Genomic DNA, 16,072 nt, shown 5'->3' with positions numbered 1-16,072 from the left:
TCCATGATCGCTGCATGTCGATCATTCCGCCGCGGCGGGCATGCGTGCCGCATTGATCGTCGTCCACACCCGGTTCGGCGTCGCGGGCATGTCCATGTCGGTGACGCCCAGCGGCCTGAGCGCGTCGATCACCGCATTGATGATCGCCGGCGGCGAGCCGATGGCGCCGGCCTCGCCGCAGCCCTTCACCCCCAGCGGGTTGGTGGTGCAGGGGACTTCGTTGTGGGCGACCGTGAAGTTGGGCAGATCGTCGGCGCGCGGCATGCAGTAATCCATGAACGAGCCGGTCATCAGCTGGCCGCTGTCCTGATCATAGACCGCCGCTTCCAGCAGGGCCTGACCGATGCCCTGGCCGATTCCGCCATGGACCTGGCCTTCGACGATCATCGGATTGACGACATTGCCGAAATCGTCGACCGCCACGAAGCGCTTGATCTCGACCACACCGGTTTCCGGGTCGATCTCCACCTCGCACAGATGGCAGCCATTGGGATAGGTGAAGTTGATCGGATCGTAATAGGCGCTCTCGTCCAGCCCCGGTTCCAGCTTGTCGAGCGGATAGTTGTGCGGGACATAGGCCGCCAGCGCCACCTCGCCGATCGTGACCCCCTTGTCGGTACCCTTGACCGAGAACCGGCCGTCCTTGAACTCGATGTCGGCTTCGGCTGCTTCCATCAGATGGGCCGCGATCTTGCGGCTCTTGTCGACCACCTTGTCGATCGCCTTGACCAGCGCCGAGCCGCCGACCGGCAGCGAGCGCGAGCCATAGGTGCCCATGCCGAACGGCACCCGGTCGGTGTCGCCATGAACGATTTCCACCTGCGACAGCGGCACGCCCAGCTTGTCGGCCACCACCTGCGCGAAGGTGGTCTCGTGGCCCTGGCCATGGCTGTGGGCGCCGGTGAACACGGTGACCGATCCGGTGGGATGCAGCCGCACCTCGGCCGCCTCATACAGACCGGCGCGGGCGCCGAGCTGGCCGGCCAGCGCCGATGGTGCCAGACCGCAGGCCTCGATATAGGTCGACACGCCCAGGCCCAGCATCCGGCCACGCGCCTTCGCCTCGGCCTTGCGGGCATCCAGGCCCGCATAGTCGATCAGCGCCATGGCATCATCGAGATTCTTGTGGAAATTGCCGCTGTCGTACTGCACCGCCACCGGGGTCTGATAGGGCATCATGTCGGGGGTGATGAAGTTCTGCTTGCGCAGCGCGATCCGGTCGATGCCGGCCTCGACTGCCGCCTTGTCGACCAGCCGTTCCAGAAGATAGCAGGCCTCGGGCCGGCCGGCGCCGCGATAGGCATCCACCGGCGTGGTGTTGGTGAAGGCGGCCTTCACCTCGCAATAGATCGCCGGCGTCTTGTACAGGCCCGCCAGCAGCGTGCCGTACAGATAGGTCGGGATCGAGGGTGCGAAGGTGGAAAGATAGGCGCCGAGATTGGCCACCGTCTCGACATGCAGGCCCAGGAAATTGCCATCGGCATCCATGGCCAGCCGCGCGCGGCTCCAGTGATCGCGGCCATGGGCATCGGTCATGAAGCTTTCGGTGCGCTCCGCCGTCCAGCGGACCGGGCGTTCCAGCTTGCGCGCCGCCCAGGTGACGATGGCCTCTTCGGCATAATGATAGATCTTCGACCCGAAGCCGCCGCCGACATCCGGCGCCACCACCCGCAGCTTGTGTTCGGGGATCTGGAGCACATAGGCGCCCATCAGCAGGCGGATGACATGCGGATTCTGGCTGGTGGTATAGAGGGTATAGTTGCCGCTCGACGGCTCGTAGTCGCCGATCGCCGCCCGCGGCTCCATGGCATTGGGGATCAGGCGGTTGTTGATCAGCTCCAGTTCCACCACCCGGTGGGCATTGGCGAAGGCGGCATCGGTCGCGGCCTTGTCGCCCAGCTCCCAGTCATAGCACAGATTGCCTGGCGCCTGATCGTCCCAGACCGCCGGCGCGCCGGAGGCGAGTGCCTTGCGGGCATCGGCCACGGCCGGCAGCTCGACATAGTCGACGACCACGTCTTCGGCCGCATCCTTGGCCAGTTCCTTGGATGTCGCGATCACCACCGCGACATTGTCGCCGACATGGCGCACCCGATCGGGGATCAGCGGCGGATGCGCCGGCTCCTTCATCGGCGAGCCGTCCTTGGAATGCACCGCCCAGCCGCAGGGCAGGCCGCCGACGCCGTCGGCCGCCATGTCCTTGCCGGTGAACACCGCGATCACCCCCGGCCGCGCCAGAGCCGCCGAGGCATCGATGCCGGCGATGTCGGCATGGGCATGGGGGCTGCGGATGATATAGGCATAGGTCTGGCGCGCCAGCTGGATGTCGTCGGTATATCGGCCCCGGCCGGTCAGGAAGCGCCGGTCCTCGGTGCGCCTCACGGGCTTGCCCATCGACTGCTCGGTCATGTCCTCAACTCCTCCCCATCGCCCGGCCGGTTCATGCCGCCGGGCCTGTTCTCGTGTTGCGGCGCGTCCGGGCAGCGGGTCAGCCGCGCATCGTCTCGGCGGCGGACTGCACCGCCTTCACGATGTTGTGGTATCCGGTGCAGCGGCAGATATTGCCTTCCAGATGCTTGCGGATTTCCGCTTCGGTCGGGTCGGGGTTGTTCTTCAGCAGGTCGACGGCGCTCATCACCATGCCGGGCGTGCAGAAGCCGCACTGAAGGCCGTGATTCTCGTGAAACGCCGCCTGCATCGGGTGCAGGGTGCCGTTCTGTGCCATGCCTTCGATGGTGGTGACCTCGCAGCCATCGGCCTGCACCGCCAGCAGCGTGCACGACTTCACGGATGCGCCGTCGACATGGACCACGCAGGCACCGCACTGGCTGGTGTCGCAGCCGACATGGGTCCCGGTGAGTCCGAGATGGTCGCGGATGAACTGCACCAGCAGGGTCCGCGGCTCGACCGGGCGTTCCACCCGCTCGCCGTTCACCGTCAGGCTGATCTGGACCGGCATGTATAACCTCCCCATCGGTCGGTAGACGACGGCCGCACGGGCAGGCCGCCGTGGATCACGCACGGGCCGGAGGCATCGGGGCCGGGGAAGCGTTGGATGATACGGCGATCAGTCTGCCCGTCGCTCAATCGGAGCGGTTGGCTCTGGTCGCACCGCCACAGGGCCGATTGCACGGCCACCACAGGCGGAACCCGGGCGATCGGTCGCCCGCCGGTTCATTCACTCGTCCTCCGCCGGCATCGGTGTCGGGGTTCAGACCCCTTGTTTGCATCCGACCGGGCGACGAGAAGTTTGGCGCTGCGAACCGGGGTGGTCAAGCGCGATACCATGACGGCGGCGCGCTAAAAATCGCCGAAAAAATGCCGCACTGCAACCGCCGGCGACGCCGATGCGGCCGTGCCGGCGGACAAGCAACTGAACTTGGGTCAGTATCCGCGATCACGCAGCACGGGATCGCGCGGCGGCAGGCCGCCCGCATGGCGGCGCAGGCTGTCGGCCAGGATCGGCGCCATCGTCTCGGGCGTGCTGTCGGCGGCGACATGGGGTGTGAGCACGATCCTCGGGTGGTGCCAGAACCGGTGCCCGGGGGCCAACGGCTCGGTCGCGGTGACATCGAGTGTCGCGGAGGCAAGGTGGCCGCTGTCGAGGGCCGCCAGAAGATCGTCCTCGATCACATGGCCGCCGCGCGCGACATTGACCAGATGGCTGCCGGCGGGCATCTGCGCCAGACGCCGGGCATCGATCAGGCCGCGCGTCTCATCGGTCAGCGGCAGCAGATTGACCAGGCAACCGGATGTGGCGATCACCCGATCCAGCCCGTCGGCGCCCGACAGGCAGGTGATGCCGTTGATCGCCTTGGGGCTGCGCGACCAGCCGGTGACGCCGAAGCCCAGCGCCGTCAGGGCGCGGGCGGCACTGGCCCCCAACTCCCCCAGCCCCAGCATGCCCACGGCAAGCGCGCCGCCAGGAACGTCGCGTTTCGCCCAGCGTCCGGCCGCCTGCTGTTGCCGGTAGCCCAGGGCATCCACCGACACCGCCAGCACCGCATGAACCACGAAGCGCACCATCTCGATTGTCATCTCAGGGTCGACCGCGCGCCCGAGTGCGACACCCGGCCCGATCGCCGGGTCCGCCAGCAGATGCTCGACCCCGGCCCCCAGCGACTGGGCAAGACCCAGCCGGGTCATGCCCTCAAGCGCACCCTCTGGCTGCTTCCACAACAGCGCCGCCTCGATCTCGCCCCGATCCCCCAGATCCGGCCACAGCCGCAGATCGATCCCCGGCGCCGCCGCCCGCAACGCCGCCGCCCAGCGCGGCAGATCCCATCCCGGCGCGATGATGGCGGTGACGGGCAGGCGGGGGGTGGTGGCGTCGGTGGTCATGGGCGGGGCTCCGGACGGGCGGCGGGTGGAATGCAGGGGGCGCAGCATAGCGCGGCATGAGGGCGGCGTCACTTGGCTGGGGGCAACCGGGGCTGGGGGCGATCCGGCATCGACGGCCGGCTGTTATTATACTCCTGTATGCCGTTTAAAATATAAATATATCAATAGCTTGGAAATTATTATTGAGATGATTTCGCAGGAATTGCTTTCTCTTTCAAGAGCCTGAAGATATTTTGATCATATATGTCATTGCAATGCTTTAAGAGATTCTGTTTTACTTGTGAAGACGCGCCAATGGGCTTGTCGATGAAGATCTGAACAGTGCAGTGGCGGTTGTCCGCCCGGATATTCTGTCATGATGCACGTCGCATTGGTTGGTACTGAAGAGGAGACGTAATCCATGACCTTGCAGATTTCTGCCGTCCAGTGGAGCTCGCTCGATCATATTGCAGACGTCAGACCCATCGACGACACTGATGCGTCATGTCTGATGGAGATCCGTGCCGTGCTGGAGAAGCACCGTTGTCTGGAGCGGTTTGGAGTGGCGCTTCTGCACAACCATTTCGATCTTGCGGAAGATGAGATCCTTCTGGAGACGACCGACGTGAACACGCGCGAGCAGTTCCTTCGGCCAGTCAAGCAGTCGTGGATGGACGAGAACGGCGTAACCGCTCAGACCACGGTTGTGACCTTTGACGAGAAGGGCTATCACCGCCGCTGCGGCTGCAATCCTCGGACGTCGGGCCACCATCATCTTTGACGGCGTCCGGTCTTTGACCGCACCCGGGCATCGGTGACAATCGGGCGGAATATTGTGGTATTCCGCCCGTACTGTCCGGGGCCGGGCTTCCTGGCGGTGGTCTATGGTGTGAAGCAGCCATGCCTCTCAGACTTACCCGATCCGATATCACGACCCTGAATGTCGATGCTGTCGTCAATTCGGCCAATCCATCGCTCACCGGCATCGGGCCTGACCTTCCGGACGGATCTGGCGGCGTCGACGGCGCCATTCATCGGGCAGCCGGTCCCGAACTGTACCGGTACTGCGTGGCGCTATCGCAAGTCGACACAGGGCCAGAGGGCCAACCGGTGCGTTGCCGGCCTGGATGCTGCGTCCTTACGCCCGGCTTCCGATTGCCCGCGCTTTACATCCTTCATGCAGTCGCGCCGAGAGGGGGTGTGAAGGCTTCCGATCAGGCACCCATGCTGTTGGTACGCCTTTATACCGAGATCCTGGCCGTGGCGATGCGTCATGAAATCGTCCGTCTGGCGCTACCGCCGATCGGAACCCGATCCTATGGCATCGATCCCGAGTTCGGCGCCCGGACGGCATTGGCGGCTGTGTCGGATCATCTCGACCGGCATCCAGATATGGAGATCGTCTTCTGCCTCGTGGAGCCGGAGCAATACGACATATATGATGCCGTGATGCGCGGCATGGTGGCGGATGCCCCGATTTTGCAACGCCACCTGTCGCAAACGTCTGTTTAGACCGTTTTTGGCGCCAATCTCGCGCTTGACCATCACGGATACTCTAGCTGACGAGGGCTACCCAGCGATGGGGAACTGGCGGGACCAGATGGATGTGTCCATCGCGAATTGGCGACTGCCACCGGTCGTGCCTGGGGTATGGCGACAGCCATCCCTGACCGAGGGTATGGCGATTCTCAACACGCTTTGCGATGCCGGCCATGAAGGCCGGATCAGTGCGCTTGTCGGGCTGCGTGTACTGGTGCCCCGCTTCCTGACCGATACGATCCTCGTGGAGATCCTGCTCGACACGGCGGGAGAGGGTTTCGCTCTATCGGTCATGTTCGCGATGTCGGCGGACCAGGTTGTGCATTTCGACGGGACGGCGGCGGCGCTTGATCGTCTGCGTGCGGCCGGCCGGGTGAGAATCGCGGATGACAGCGATGCCCGAGCCTACCTGATCCTTCACGGCAATCTCGTCTGTGGCGAGGCAGGGCCTTTTCTGATTGTCGAGAGCAAAGCCGACGCGCCATCCCACATCTCGGCGCCCCTCATCGCCGCCGTGCTCGACAGATCGCTGAAGCCGGTCGTCCTGAAGGCGGTGAGAGCCAATGGAGCCTATCTGATCGAAGCTGTCATGTGCTACGACAGCACCCTCTTTGTCGTCGACTTGGAGGTCTCTCCCGACGGTGCGGTAGAGATGATCGACAGCGAGGCGATCGCGCGTGGCATTCCATTCCGCGTGCACGGTTTCGTCAGTGGATTCCGGGTGCTCCACGACCCTGACAGCCCGTGACCTGCGCGGACCGCGTCATCTCGTCGTTCACGATGCGCATGTTATCCGCGACACGATATTCATTCCCCTCAGGTTGCGTGGCGCGGAGCCCAGCTGAGAGCATCCGACCTCTCAAGAGGGATCGAGCCGTGGTATTTGCCCATGGTGAGTTGCCTTCAGCATAACCAACTGAGAACGCGGTGATCTTTACGCATTCGGGTGCGCCGAAATCGCAGATTGAAGGCGTTCGATCTGGAGGCATGATGGATACCGAATGCCGGAAGCAGGCCTGAGGCGACACTGGCCCGCGCATGGCCTGCCCGCATAACTGCGCAACCGAAATTCAGAAGCGCATTGCGTCGATCCAGAACTGCGGCGGCTGCGCCCTCAACCGTCGCGTCATGCACCTGACTGTCATGAGTATCGATCTCGCATCATGACTTTTCATCATGCAATGCCCAGTATTCATGCGTTGTGATGCCGGTTGTATGATTCCATACTCGACCTGCAAATAAAAACAAGGTCAGGAGACATGCGGGATATGATGAATCGCAGGCGGTTCAACACCTTCCTCGGCGCGGGCATGGTCTCGGCTGCGGCAGGGCTGTCGATCGGGATGGGACGGGCCTTTGCGGCTGAGAGTTCATTCCAGCGCGTGAAGAATTCGGGGGTATTACGCATCGGTGGTGTGCCGGATGGCGCCCCCTATTACAAGAAGAGCCTGACCGATGGGACGTGGCAGGGCTTCTATATCGATATCTGCAAGAAACTCGCGGATGATCTTCGTCTCGAACTCTCGGTTCTGGAGACCACCTGGGGCAATTCGGTGCTGGATCTTCAGGCCAACAAGGTCGACGTCTTCTTCGGCCTGAATCCCACGCCCGAGCGGCAGAAGGTCATCGACTTCTCGGTGCCGGTGTTCAACAACGCCTTCTCCCTGGTGGCGAAGGAGGGGCTTGAGGCCACAAGCTGGGAGGATGTGAACAAGCCGGAGATCCGCATTGCGGTCGATGCCGGCTCGTCGCATGACGCGGCGGTGACACGCCATGCGCCGAACGCAACCGTCGTGCGTCTGAAGAACCAGAGCGACGCCACCGCCGCCCTGCAGTCGGGGCGTGCGGATGCGCAATGTCTGGTGCTGGTGCTCGGCCTGTCGCTGCGGGCCAAGAACCCGAAGATCGGCAAGCTGATCATCCCGACACCAGCCGATTTTACCACCTCCAATGCCGGTTTCCGGCGCGAGGACGACCAGTCCTGGCGGCAGTTCGTCGATGGCTGGATCAAGGCCAATCGTGCGAGCGGCTTCATCAAGGACGCGATCATCCGCAATATGCAGTTGGTGGGCGTCAAGCAGTCCGACTTCCCGCCCGGTTTCGACGTCTGATCTCCCCGGATCCGCGGCGGGGGCAGGCTGCCGCCGCCGCGGATCCATTGCCACCCTGGACCGGGAGATCCGGATGTACGAATGGGATTTCGGCCTGTTGTGGGGCTATCGCTGGCTTTTCCTCGACGGGTTATGGGTGACGGTGTCGTTCACCGTGGCCATCGTGACCGGCGGGCTGGCGGTGGGATTGGTCGGCGCGCTGGGTCTGCTCTGCCGCTTCGCGCCGCTGCGCATGGCAAGCCTCGCCTTCATTGAAGTCTTCCGCTGCACGCCCATCCTGGTGCAGCTGATCTGGTGCTACTACGCCCTGCCGATCCTGGCGGGCATCGAACTCAGCGCGACGAGTGCTGCCCTGATCGCCTTGTCCTGCTATGGCGGCGCCTTCTATGCCGAGATCATCCGCGGCGGCATCGTCTCGATCGATCCCGGGCAAAGCGAGGCGGGGGCGGCGCTGGGCATGATGCCGGCCCAGACCATGCGGCGGATCATCCTGCCCCAGGCGCTCCGGCGCATGATCCCGGCGCTGATGAACCAGTCGATCCTGCAGTTCAAGAACACCTCGCTGGTCTCGGTGCTGGCGGTGCCCGATCTGGTCTATCAGGGCCAGATGGCCGCCCATGACAGCTTCCGGCCGCTGGAGACCTATACCGCGATCGCGGTTGCCTATTTCGTCATCCTGTTCCCGCTGACGCTGTTCGTCCGCCATCGGGAGCGCAGGCTGGGGGGCCGGTCATGACTGCCGCTGAAACCAGGCTGGAAGAGATCAGGCCGCCGGAGACCAAGATCGAGATTACCGGCCTGCGGAAATCCTTCGGATCGCTGGCCGTCCTGCGCGATATCAGCTTCACGGTGCCGACAGGCGGGGTGGTCTCGCTGATCGGACCGTCGGGCTCGGGCAAATCGACCCTGTTGCGCTGCATGAACCTGCTGGTGACCCCCGATCGCGGCAGCATCCGCGTCGGCGATGTCCGCTTCGTCTTCGGCACCGGCGCGCCGATGCCCTCGCATCGCAAGCTGGCGGGCTTCCGGGCACGCACCNACCGCGCGAGACCCCCGCCAAGCTCCCAAGCCGTCAGCAGACGGCGTCAAACCATGGGTAGCGGGCATTCGGCAACAGCCTCTTGTGGGGCTATCGCTGGCTCTTCCTCGACGGGTTATGGGTGACGGTGTCGTTCACCGTCGCGATCGTGGCCGGCGGGCTGACGGTCGGGCTGGCGGGTGCGCTGGGTCTGCTCTGCCGCTTCGCGCCGCTGCGCATGGCAAGCCTCGCCTTCATTGAGGTCTTCCGCTGCACGCCCATCCTGGTGCAGCTGATCTGGTGCTACTATGCCCTGCCGATCCTGGCAGGTATCGAGCTCAGCGCGACGAGTGCGGCACTGATCGCGCTGTCGTGCTATGGCGGTGCCTTCTATGCCGAGATCATCCGCGGCGGCATCGTCTCGATCGATCCCGGGCAAAGCGAGGCGGGGGCGGCGCTGGGCATGATGCCGGCGCAGACCATGCGGCGGATCATCCTGCCCCAGGCGCTCCGGCGTATGATCCCGGCGCTGATGAACCAGTCGATCCTGCAGTTCAAGAACACCTCGCTGGTCTCGGTGCTGGCGGTGCCCGACCTGGTCTATCAGGGCCAGATGGCCGCCCATGACAGCTTCCGGCCGCTGGAGACCTATACCGCGATCGCGGTCGCTTATTTCGTCATCCTGTTCCCGCTGACGCTCTTCGTCCGCCATCGGGAGCGCAGGTTGGGGAGCCGGTCATGACTGCCGCTGAAACCAGGCTGGAAGAGATCAGGCCGCCGGAGACCAAGATCGAGATTACCGGCCTGCGGAAATCCTTCGGATCGCTCGCCGTGCTGCGCGATATCAGCTTCACGGTGCCGACCGGCGGGGTGGTCTCGCTGATCGGGCCGTCGGGCTCGGGCAAGTCGACGCTGCTGCGCTGCATGAACCTGCTGGTGACACCTGATCGCGGCAGCATCCGCGTCGGTGATACCCGCTTCGTCTTCGGCACCGGCGCGCCGATGCCCTCGCATCGCAAGCTGGCGGGCTTCCGGGCACGCACTGGCATGGTGTTCCAGAACTTCAACCTCTTCCCGCACATGACCGTGCTCCAGAACGTCATGGAGGCTCCGGTCCAGGTGCGGCGCCGGCCGAAGGCCGAGGCGCGGCAGATGGCGCTGGCCCAGCTTGAGAAAGTGGATCTGGCCGACCGGGCCGGGCAGATGCCCGACACGCTTTCGGGTGGCCAGAAGCAGCGGGTGGCGATCGCCCGGGCGCTTGCCATGGAGCCCGAGGTGATGCTGTTCGACGAGGTGACCTCGGCGCTGGATCCCGAACTGGTCGGCGAGGTGCTGGCGACGATCCTGAAACTCGCCGCCGACGGCATGACCATGGTGATCGTGACCCACGAGATCGCCTTTGCCCGCGAGGTCTCGGACCGGGTGGTGTTCATGCGTGACGGCGTCGTCGTCGAGGACGGCCCCGCGGCGCAGGTGATCGGCGATCCCCGCCAGGAGGCCACGCGCCAGTTCCTCAGCCATTTCCACAAAGCCATCTAGAGCCATTGTCCGTTTGCTCCGGCTCACGAAAGACGGCGCTAAGGTTTGGTTGGTCGAGCCTCTTTACCCGATCAGGTGGTCCCGCCTGACCGGAATCGGNCAGCCATTTCCACAAAGCCATCTAGAGCCATTGTCCGTTTGCTCCGGCTCACGAAAGACGGCGCTAAGGTTTGGTTGGTCGAGCATCTTTACCCGATCAGGTGGTCCCGCCTGACCGGAATCGGCTCTAGAAACAGGCCCGTCGCATGACGGGCGCAGGAGTGAATGTATGGAGCGCATAGAACGACTGCGCGTCTTCCTGATCGAAAGCCCGATCGCCATGGCCCGCCTCCAGGGCGTCGGCAACGTCAAGGGCACGGTCAAGCGCGTCCTGGTCGAGGCGACCTCCACCACCGGCATCACCGGCTGGGGCGAGGCGGCGCCCTGGGAGGTCTTCACCGGCACGGCCGAGGCGGCCTTCGCCGCGATCGATGTCTATCTGCGACCGATGGTCATTGGCGCGCCGGTCAACCGCATACGGGAACTGACCCGGGTGATGGACAAGGCGCTGGTCGGCCATGGCGAGGCCAAGCTCGCGATCGAGACGGCCTTGTTCGACATCCTGGGCAAGAGCTGCGGCCTATCGGTGGCCGACCTGCTCGGCGGTCGGGTGCGGGACGAGATCCCGCTCTCCTTCTCGATCGCGGATCCCGATTTCGACGCCGATTTCGTCCGCATGCAGGCTATGGTCCCGGCCGGCAACCGGATCTTCAAGGTGAAGACCGGGGTCAAGCCGCATGCCGAGGACATGGCGCATCTGGAGGCGATCCGCACGGCCTTCGGCGACAGCGTCGACCTCCGGCTCGACTACAATCAGGCGCTCGACCCCTTCGGCGCCATCACCATCCTGCGCGATGTCGATCGCTTCCGGCCGACCTTTATCGAACAGCCGGTGCCGCGCGACTGCCTGGCGGCAATGGCATCCTTCGCGGCCGCTCTCGACACGCCGATTCTGGCCGATGAAAGCTGTTTCGATGCCCGCGATCTGCTGGAGATCGCCCGCCTGGGTGCGGCCGATGCCGTCTCGGTCAAGCTGATGAAGGCCGGTGGCATCCTCAAGGCGCAGGCGCTGATGGCAGTGGCGGACGCGGTGCATCTGCCGGGTTATGGCGGCACGCTCTGGGAAGGCGGTATCGCGCTCGCCGCCGGTACCCAGTTCATCGCGGCGACGCCGGGTATGTCGCTCGGCTGCGAATTCTACATGCCCCATCACGTGCTGACGGAGGACGTCCTGCTGGAGCGGGTTCCCAACCGCAACGGCCAGGTGATCGTACCCACCGGCCCGGGCCTTGGTATCGAGGTCACGGAGCAGTCGGTGCGCGGCAACGCCCGCATCCTCGCCGAGGCCTAACATGCCTGTCCGGCCCGCCTTTCGGGGCCGGACAGGACGCCCCCAGGAAACAGAGATGTCCAAGACAAACGAGACGCAGGCCGTCGTCATCGGCGCCGGTATCGTCGGCGTGTGCGCGGCGCTTGCGCTCCGCCAGGCCGGCCTGGCCGTCATATTGGTCGATCCGGACGAGCCCGGCGGCGAGCAGGCGGCGAGCTATGGCAATGGTGCCTTCATCTCCCCGGCCTCGATCGTCCCGATGTCGGTGCCGGGCCTCTGGCGCAAGGTGCCGGGCTATCTGTTCGATCGCGACGGCCCGCTGACCATCCGCTGGCGGCATCTGCCGCGGCTGGCCCCCTGGCTGCTGCGCTTCCTGGCCGCCGGTATGACCACGACGCGGGTGGAGCGCACCGCTGCCATTCTCTCACGCCTGCTGCATGACAGCCCCGACCGGCATGCGGCGCTGGCTCAGGCCGCAGGTGTGCCGGACCTGATCGAGCGGCGCGGCGTCCTCTACGTCTATCCCGATCGCGCCGCCTTCGCGGCCGAGGCTTTGTCCTGGCGGCTGCGGCGCGAGGCGGGTGTCACGTGGCGAGAGCTGGATGCGGCAGCGCTGCGCGTCTTCGAGCCGGCGCTGTCGCCAGCCTATGGTTTCGGCGTGCATGTGCCGGTGGCCGCCAGTTGCGCCGATCCGGGCACCTATGTCGCGGCGCTGGCGGCACACGCGGCCAGCCTTGGCGTGCGCCGGGTCGCGGCGCGTGCCACCGGCTTCACCTTCGAGGGCGCGCGATTGCGGGCCGTGGAGACCGATGGCGGACCGGTTGCCTGTGACCGGGCGGTGGTGGCGGCGGGGCTCGCCTCGGGTCGCCTGGCGGCCGCGGCCGGGGACCGTATCCCCCTTGAGGCCGAGCGCGGCTATCACGTCCAGCTGACTGGTGGTGCCGTGGGCGGACCGCATCTGCCGGTGATGCCGAGCGACGGCAAGATGGCCAATACCGTCACGCGCGAAGGGCTGCGCGCGGCCGGGCAGGTGGAACTGGCAGGCCCTGGTGCGGCACCCGACTGGCGCCGGGCCGATATTCTGCTCCGCCATCTCCACGCGACCTGGCCGGGGGTTGCCCGGGATCTGCCGGTGCGCCGCTGGATGGGCAATCGCCCCTCCACCCCTGACGGGCTGCCGGTCATCTCCCGCGCCCGCCGCAGTCCTGATGTCTTCTATGCCTTCGGCCATGGCCATGTCGGCCTGGCAGCAGGCCCCAAGAGTGCGGCGCTGGTTGCCGCTCTCATCACCGGATCCGCGCCACCCCTGTCCCCGGAACCCTTTGCGGCAAGCCGCTTCGGGGGCTGGTGGTGAGCCTGCCTTGAGAGGATCGACGATGCGTGGTGCAGATATTCTGGTCGAGATGCTGGTCGGTTATGGCGTTGACACCATCTTCGGTGTGCCCGGCGACACCAATGTGCCGTTCTACGAGGCGCTGCAACTGCGTGCCGACGAGATCCGCCATGTGATGGCGCGCGACGAGCGTTCCGCCGGCTTCATGGCCGATGCCTATGGCCGGTTCACCAACCGACCCGGTGTGTTTGAATGCCCTTCGGGGGCCGGGGCGATGTATTCGCTGCCGCCGGTGGCGGAAAGCAACGGCTCGTCCGTGCCGGTGATTTTGCTCACCATCGATATCCCGCTGCCGGGCGAAGGCCGGGGCGTGCTTACGGAACTGGATTGCGCGAAGCTGTTCGAGCCGGTGACCAAGCTATCGGTGCAGGTGAAATCGCCTGAAAAACTGCCCGAGATCGTCCGGCGGGCCTTCAGGGTCGCCTGTTCGGGCAGGCCCGGCGCGGTGCATCTTCAGATCCCCGAGGACATGCTGCTGGCGGAGGTCGATCCCGCACGCATCTCGCTGCATGTCGAGGAGGAATGCCGAACCTTCCCGGCCTATCCGACGCTCCCGCCCGAAACCAAGCTGACCCAACTCCTGGAATTGATCGCTCGTTCGGAGCGGCCGCTGATCATCGCTGGTGGCGGTGTCAATCGCGCCGATGCCGGGGATGCGGTCACCGCCTTTGCCGAGCGCCATGACATCCCGATCTGCACCACCATGACCGGTCAGGGCTCGATCCCCGACGACCACCGCCTGGCGATCGGTGTGATCGGCGACAATGGCTATCACCCCCACGCCAATCTGGCGCTGGAGAAGTCCGATCTCGCGATCTTCGTCGGGTCGCGCATCGGCTCGGTGGTCACCATCGGCTGGACCTTCCCACAGGTGACCCTGAACCGTCGGCTGGTCCAGATCGACATATCGCCCGATGTGATGGCCAACAATTATGAGAACCTGCTTTCAGTGCAGGGCGATGCGAAACTGGTCTTCCAGCGCCTGGTACAGATCGAGGCCGATACCGGGCCCGGCCGACGTACCGGCTGGGTCGATGAGTTGAACGCCGACCGTGCCATCTTCTGGGAGAATGCGGCGCCGCTGCTGACCGATGAGCGGGTGCCGCTGCGGCCCGAGCGGGCGGTGCATGCCTTCAACCGCGCGCTGGAAGCATCGGGTACACCGGCGCTGATCTATTCCGATGCGGGCACGCCCACGCCCTATATGACCCGCTTCCTGAAGATCAACGATCGCGAGACCCGGTTCGCCATCCCGCGCGCCTTCGGCGGGCTGGGATCGGCCCTGCCGGCAACGGTGGGGGCCTGGGCGGCGGACCCGTCGAAGCGGCCGATCGGCCTGTTCGGCGACGGCTCCTTCGGCATGAGCGTGGGCGAGTTGGAGACCCTGGTGCGGCTTCAGGTGCCGGCGATCCTGATCCTGTTCAACAATGGCACCTATGGCTGGATCAAGGGGCTGCACCGGCTGAAGGGGCATAATCAGTGTTTCGGCGTCGATTTCCTGCCGCCCGAGGGACAGGCGATCGCCGAAGCCTTCGGCTTGAAGGCGTGGACGGCGCGTCGGGGCGCCGAACTCGATACGGCGCTGGAGCAGGCCTTCGCCTGGAAGACGGGCCCATGCTTCATCGATGTGCGGATCGAATCCCTCGCCGAGCGGGTGCCACCGGTCTATTCCTGGTTGCGCAAGCGCGGCGAGGATCCGATGGCGCTTGAGAGTAACGATCACAGTTACCGTTGAGCCCGCGGGTCAGAGGCATCACACGGCCGGGCGCGGGGCGGGCAGCAGGTTCCGCCGCCGCGCCTCGGCCAGGAACCAGCGGCGGAAGGCGACGACACCGTTCTGGCTCATGAAGGCTTCGGGGCAGCACATGTAGAAGCCTTCGCCCGAAGAACAGCGCTGGGGGAAGGCGGGCTTCAGCCGGCCGTCGGCCAGTTCGGCCAGGACATAGCTTTCCGGCACCACGGCCAGGCCCATGCCGCTGATCGCCGCCTCTATGATCATGTCGGTGACCGAGAAGCGCGGCCCCAGGACCGGTCCGGTGAACGGGATGCCGGCCGCGCGCAGCCAGTGCATCCAGAGGCTCGGCCGCGAGACGTTCTGGATCAGGGTGATCCGCCTCAGATCCTCCTCGGTCAGGGAACCCTCGGCCGGCAGCAGGGCGGGGGCGCCGACCACCACTAGATCTTCCTCGAACAGCAGATGGCTGCGGCAGGCGGCCCAGTTGCCGACGCCGCGCAGGAAGAACAGATTGGCGTCGAAATCCGCCGGATCCTGGGTATTGGGGCAGGCCACCACCTCGAACAGGATCTCGGGCTCGGCCAGCGTGAAGTGCTTCAGCACCGGCAGGGCCCAGCGCCGGGCCAGGGTCGGCGACATGGCGATGCGGAGAAAATCCTCGGTGGTCCGGCCACGCACGGCATCGATGGAGACTTCCTCCATCCGGTCGAGCAGATGCGAGATTTCTTCGTAGTAGGCCCGGCCTGCGGCAGTCAGGATGATCCTCGGGCCGGCGCGTTCAAACAGCGTGACACCCAGAAATTCTTCCAGATTGCGGATCTGGCGGCTGATACCGCTCTGGGTGACGCAGAGATCCTCGGCGGCTTTCGTGAAGCTCAGATAGCGCACCGACGCATCGAAGGCGTGAAGTGCGGACAGGCTCGGCAGGAAGCGGCGCAAAGTCGTCTCCGGGTGGTCAGAGGCCGTCGGGTCCGGGCGCCACCACCAGCCGGCTGATGCCATCGGCCATCAGCGTGAAGCACAAGCGGGATCACCACTGGGTCGGGGA

Annotated in this window: 14 protein-coding genes and 2 pseudogenes; 11 read left to right on the top strand and 5 right to left on the bottom strand. The window is 65.3% G+C overall.

Translation table 11 applies throughout. The features are described from left to right. Nucleotides 1-21: 21 nt before the first annotated feature. The 3 genes from IEW15_RS01605 to IEW15_RS01595 all read right to left on the bottom strand — a co-directional run bounded on the left by IEW15_RS01605 (nucleotide 22) and on the right by IEW15_RS01595 (nucleotide 4,341). Nucleotides 22-2,409, bottom strand: a complete 2,388-nt coding sequence (locus IEW15_RS01605; RefSeq protein ID WP_188574209.1) for a xanthine dehydrogenase family protein molybdopterin-binding subunit — start codon at nucleotides 2,407-2,409, stop codon at nucleotides 22-24. A 79-nt stretch (nucleotides 2,410-2,488) separates the two neighbouring features. Beyond that, nucleotides 2,489-2,959, bottom strand: a complete 471-nt coding sequence (locus tag IEW15_RS01600) for a (2Fe-2S)-binding protein (protein ID WP_188574208.1) — start codon at nucleotides 2,957-2,959, stop codon at nucleotides 2,489-2,491. Nucleotides 2,960-3,384: 425 nt separating this feature from the next. After that, on the bottom strand, nucleotides 3,385-4,341 hold the full coding sequence (locus IEW15_RS01595) for a 2-hydroxyacid dehydrogenase (RefSeq protein WP_188574207.1): 957 nt from the start codon (nucleotides 4,339-4,341) through the stop codon (nucleotides 3,385-3,387). 400 nt (nucleotides 4,342-4,741) lie between these two features. Between IEW15_RS01595 and IEW15_RS01590 the strand changes: the two genes are divergently transcribed. From IEW15_RS01590 to IEW15_RS01580, 3 genes are all read left to right on the top strand, one after another. Continuing rightward, nucleotides 4,742-5,101, top strand: coding sequence for a hypothetical protein (locus tag IEW15_RS01590; protein WP_188574206.1), 360 nt, complete (start codon nucleotides 4,742-4,744; stop codon nucleotides 5,099-5,101). 119 nt (nucleotides 5,102-5,220) lie between these two features. Then, entirely contained in the window at nucleotides 5,221-5,832 is a 612-nt protein-coding gene (locus tag IEW15_RS01585; protein ID WP_188574205.1) for a macro domain-containing protein, read from the top strand. Between the two features lie 166 nt (nucleotides 5,833-5,998). Beyond that, nucleotides 5,999-6,607, top strand: coding sequence for a hypothetical protein (locus IEW15_RS01580; protein WP_188574204.1), 609 nt, complete (start codon nucleotides 5,999-6,001; stop codon nucleotides 6,605-6,607). 212 nt (nucleotides 6,608-6,819) lie between these two features. Here IEW15_RS01580 and IEW15_RS26515 read toward each other — a convergent pair. Continuing rightward, nucleotides 6,820-6,951 (bottom strand): annotated as a pseudogene (locus IEW15_RS26515) (CRISPR-associated endonuclease Cas1); the annotation flags it as partial. Nucleotides 6,952-7,127: 176 nt separating this feature from the next. On the opposite strand from IEW15_RS26515, the gene IEW15_RS01575 reads away from it, so the two are divergent. The 8 genes and pseudogenes from IEW15_RS01575 to IEW15_RS01540 all read left to right on the top strand — a co-directional run bounded on the left by IEW15_RS01575 (nucleotide 7,128) and on the right by IEW15_RS01540 (nucleotide 15,024). Next, a complete protein-coding gene (locus IEW15_RS01575) occupies nucleotides 7,128-7,970 on the top strand; it encodes a transporter substrate-binding domain-containing protein (protein WP_188574203.1) in 843 nt (280 codons plus the stop codon). 73 nt (nucleotides 7,971-8,043) lie between these two features. Continuing rightward, nucleotides 8,044-8,706 (top strand): amino acid ABC transporter permease, encoded by a 663-nt coding sequence (locus IEW15_RS01570; RefSeq protein ID WP_188574202.1) that lies wholly within the window; start codon nucleotides 8,044-8,046, stop codon nucleotides 8,704-8,706. Next, nucleotides 8,703-9,008 (top strand): annotated as a pseudogene (locus IEW15_RS26440) (ATP-binding cassette domain-containing protein); the annotation flags it as partial. The gene IEW15_RS01570 and the pseudogene IEW15_RS26440, both read left to right, overlap by 4 nt. A 128-nt stretch (nucleotides 9,009-9,136) precedes the next feature. Next, nucleotides 9,137-9,730, top strand: a complete 594-nt coding sequence (locus IEW15_RS01560) for an amino acid ABC transporter permease (RefSeq protein WP_229707738.1) — start codon at nucleotides 9,137-9,139, stop codon at nucleotides 9,728-9,730. Further along, on the top strand, nucleotides 9,727-10,527 hold the full coding sequence (locus IEW15_RS01555) for an amino acid ABC transporter ATP-binding protein (protein WP_188574200.1): 801 nt from the start codon (nucleotides 9,727-9,729) through the stop codon (nucleotides 10,525-10,527). Before IEW15_RS01560 ends, IEW15_RS01555 begins: the two co-directional genes overlap by 4 nt. A 268-nt stretch (nucleotides 10,528-10,795) precedes the next feature. Next, entirely contained in the window at nucleotides 10,796-11,917 is a 1,122-nt protein-coding gene (locus IEW15_RS01550) for an enolase C-terminal domain-like protein (RefSeq protein WP_188574199.1), read from the top strand. A 55-nt stretch (nucleotides 11,918-11,972) separates the two neighbouring features. After that, nucleotides 11,973-13,250 (top strand): NAD(P)/FAD-dependent oxidoreductase, encoded by a 1,278-nt coding sequence (locus IEW15_RS01545; protein ID WP_188574198.1) that lies wholly within the window; start codon nucleotides 11,973-11,975, stop codon nucleotides 13,248-13,250. A 22-nt stretch (nucleotides 13,251-13,272) separates the two neighbouring features. Then, the gene (locus tag IEW15_RS01540) at nucleotides 13,273-15,024 is read left to right on the top strand and encodes a thiamine pyrophosphate-binding protein (protein WP_188574197.1); all 1,752 of its coding nucleotides are present in this window, start codon (nucleotides 13,273-13,275) and stop codon (nucleotides 15,022-15,024) included. An 18-nt stretch (nucleotides 15,025-15,042) separates the two neighbouring features. On the opposite strand, the gene IEW15_RS01535 is transcribed toward IEW15_RS01540, so the two are convergent. After that, the gene (locus IEW15_RS01535) at nucleotides 15,043-15,963 is read right to left on the bottom strand and encodes a LysR substrate-binding domain-containing protein (protein WP_188574196.1); all 921 of its coding nucleotides are present in this window, start codon (nucleotides 15,961-15,963) and stop codon (nucleotides 15,043-15,045) included. Nucleotides 15,964-16,072 lie beyond the last annotated feature (109 nt).

This window comes from Tistrella bauzanensis (assembly GCF_014636235.1).
In the GTDB taxonomy this organism is placed as follows: domain Bacteria; phylum Pseudomonadota; class Alphaproteobacteria; order Tistrellales; family Tistrellaceae; genus Tistrella; species Tistrella bauzanensis.
The sequence above is the reverse complement of the archived record's forward strand: the minus strand, read 5'-3'. Positions and strand labels throughout refer to the sequence as shown.

Excerpts from the sequence above, each read along its gene's own strand:
- IEW15_RS01540 (WP_188574197.1), top strand. The coding sequence starts at position 13,273 with ATGCGTGGTGCAGATATTCTGGTCGAGATGCTGGTCGGTTATGGCGTT.
- IEW15_RS01590 (WP_188574206.1), top strand. The coding sequence starts at position 4,742 with ATGACCTTGCAGATTTCTGCCGTCCAGTGGAGCTCGCTCGATCATATT.
- IEW15_RS01545 (WP_188574198.1), top strand. The coding sequence starts at position 11,973 with ATGTCCAAGACAAACGAGACGCAGGCCGTCGTCATCGGCGCCGGTATC.
- IEW15_RS01570 (WP_188574202.1), top strand. The coding sequence starts at position 8,044 with ATGTACGAATGGGATTTCGGCCTGTTGTGGGGCTATCGCTGGCTTTTC.
- IEW15_RS01580 (WP_188574204.1), top strand. The coding sequence starts at position 5,999 with ATGGCGATTCTCAACACGCTTTGCGATGCCGGCCATGAAGGCCGGATC.
- IEW15_RS01555 (WP_188574200.1), top strand. The coding sequence starts at position 9,727 with ATGACTGCCGCTGAAACCAGGCTGGAAGAGATCAGGCCGCCGGAGACC.
- IEW15_RS01595 (WP_188574207.1), bottom strand. The coding sequence starts at position 4,341 with ATGACCACCGACGCCACCACCCCCCGCCTGCCCGTCACCGCCATCATC.
- IEW15_RS01550 (WP_188574199.1), top strand. The coding sequence starts at position 10,796 with ATGGAGCGCATAGAACGACTGCGCGTCTTCCTGATCGAAAGCCCGATC.
- IEW15_RS01605 (WP_188574209.1), bottom strand. The coding sequence starts at position 2,409 with ATGACCGAGCAGTCGATGGGCAAGCCCGTGAGGCGCACCGAGGACCGG.
- IEW15_RS01575 (WP_188574203.1), top strand. The coding sequence starts at position 7,128 with ATGATGAATCGCAGGCGGTTCAACACCTTCCTCGGCGCGGGCATGGTC.
- IEW15_RS01585 (WP_188574205.1), top strand. The coding sequence starts at position 5,221 with ATGCCTCTCAGACTTACCCGATCCGATATCACGACCCTGAATGTCGAT.
- IEW15_RS01600 (WP_188574208.1), bottom strand. The coding sequence starts at position 2,959 with ATGCCGGTCCAGATCAGCCTGACGGTGAACGGCGAGCGGGTGGAACGC.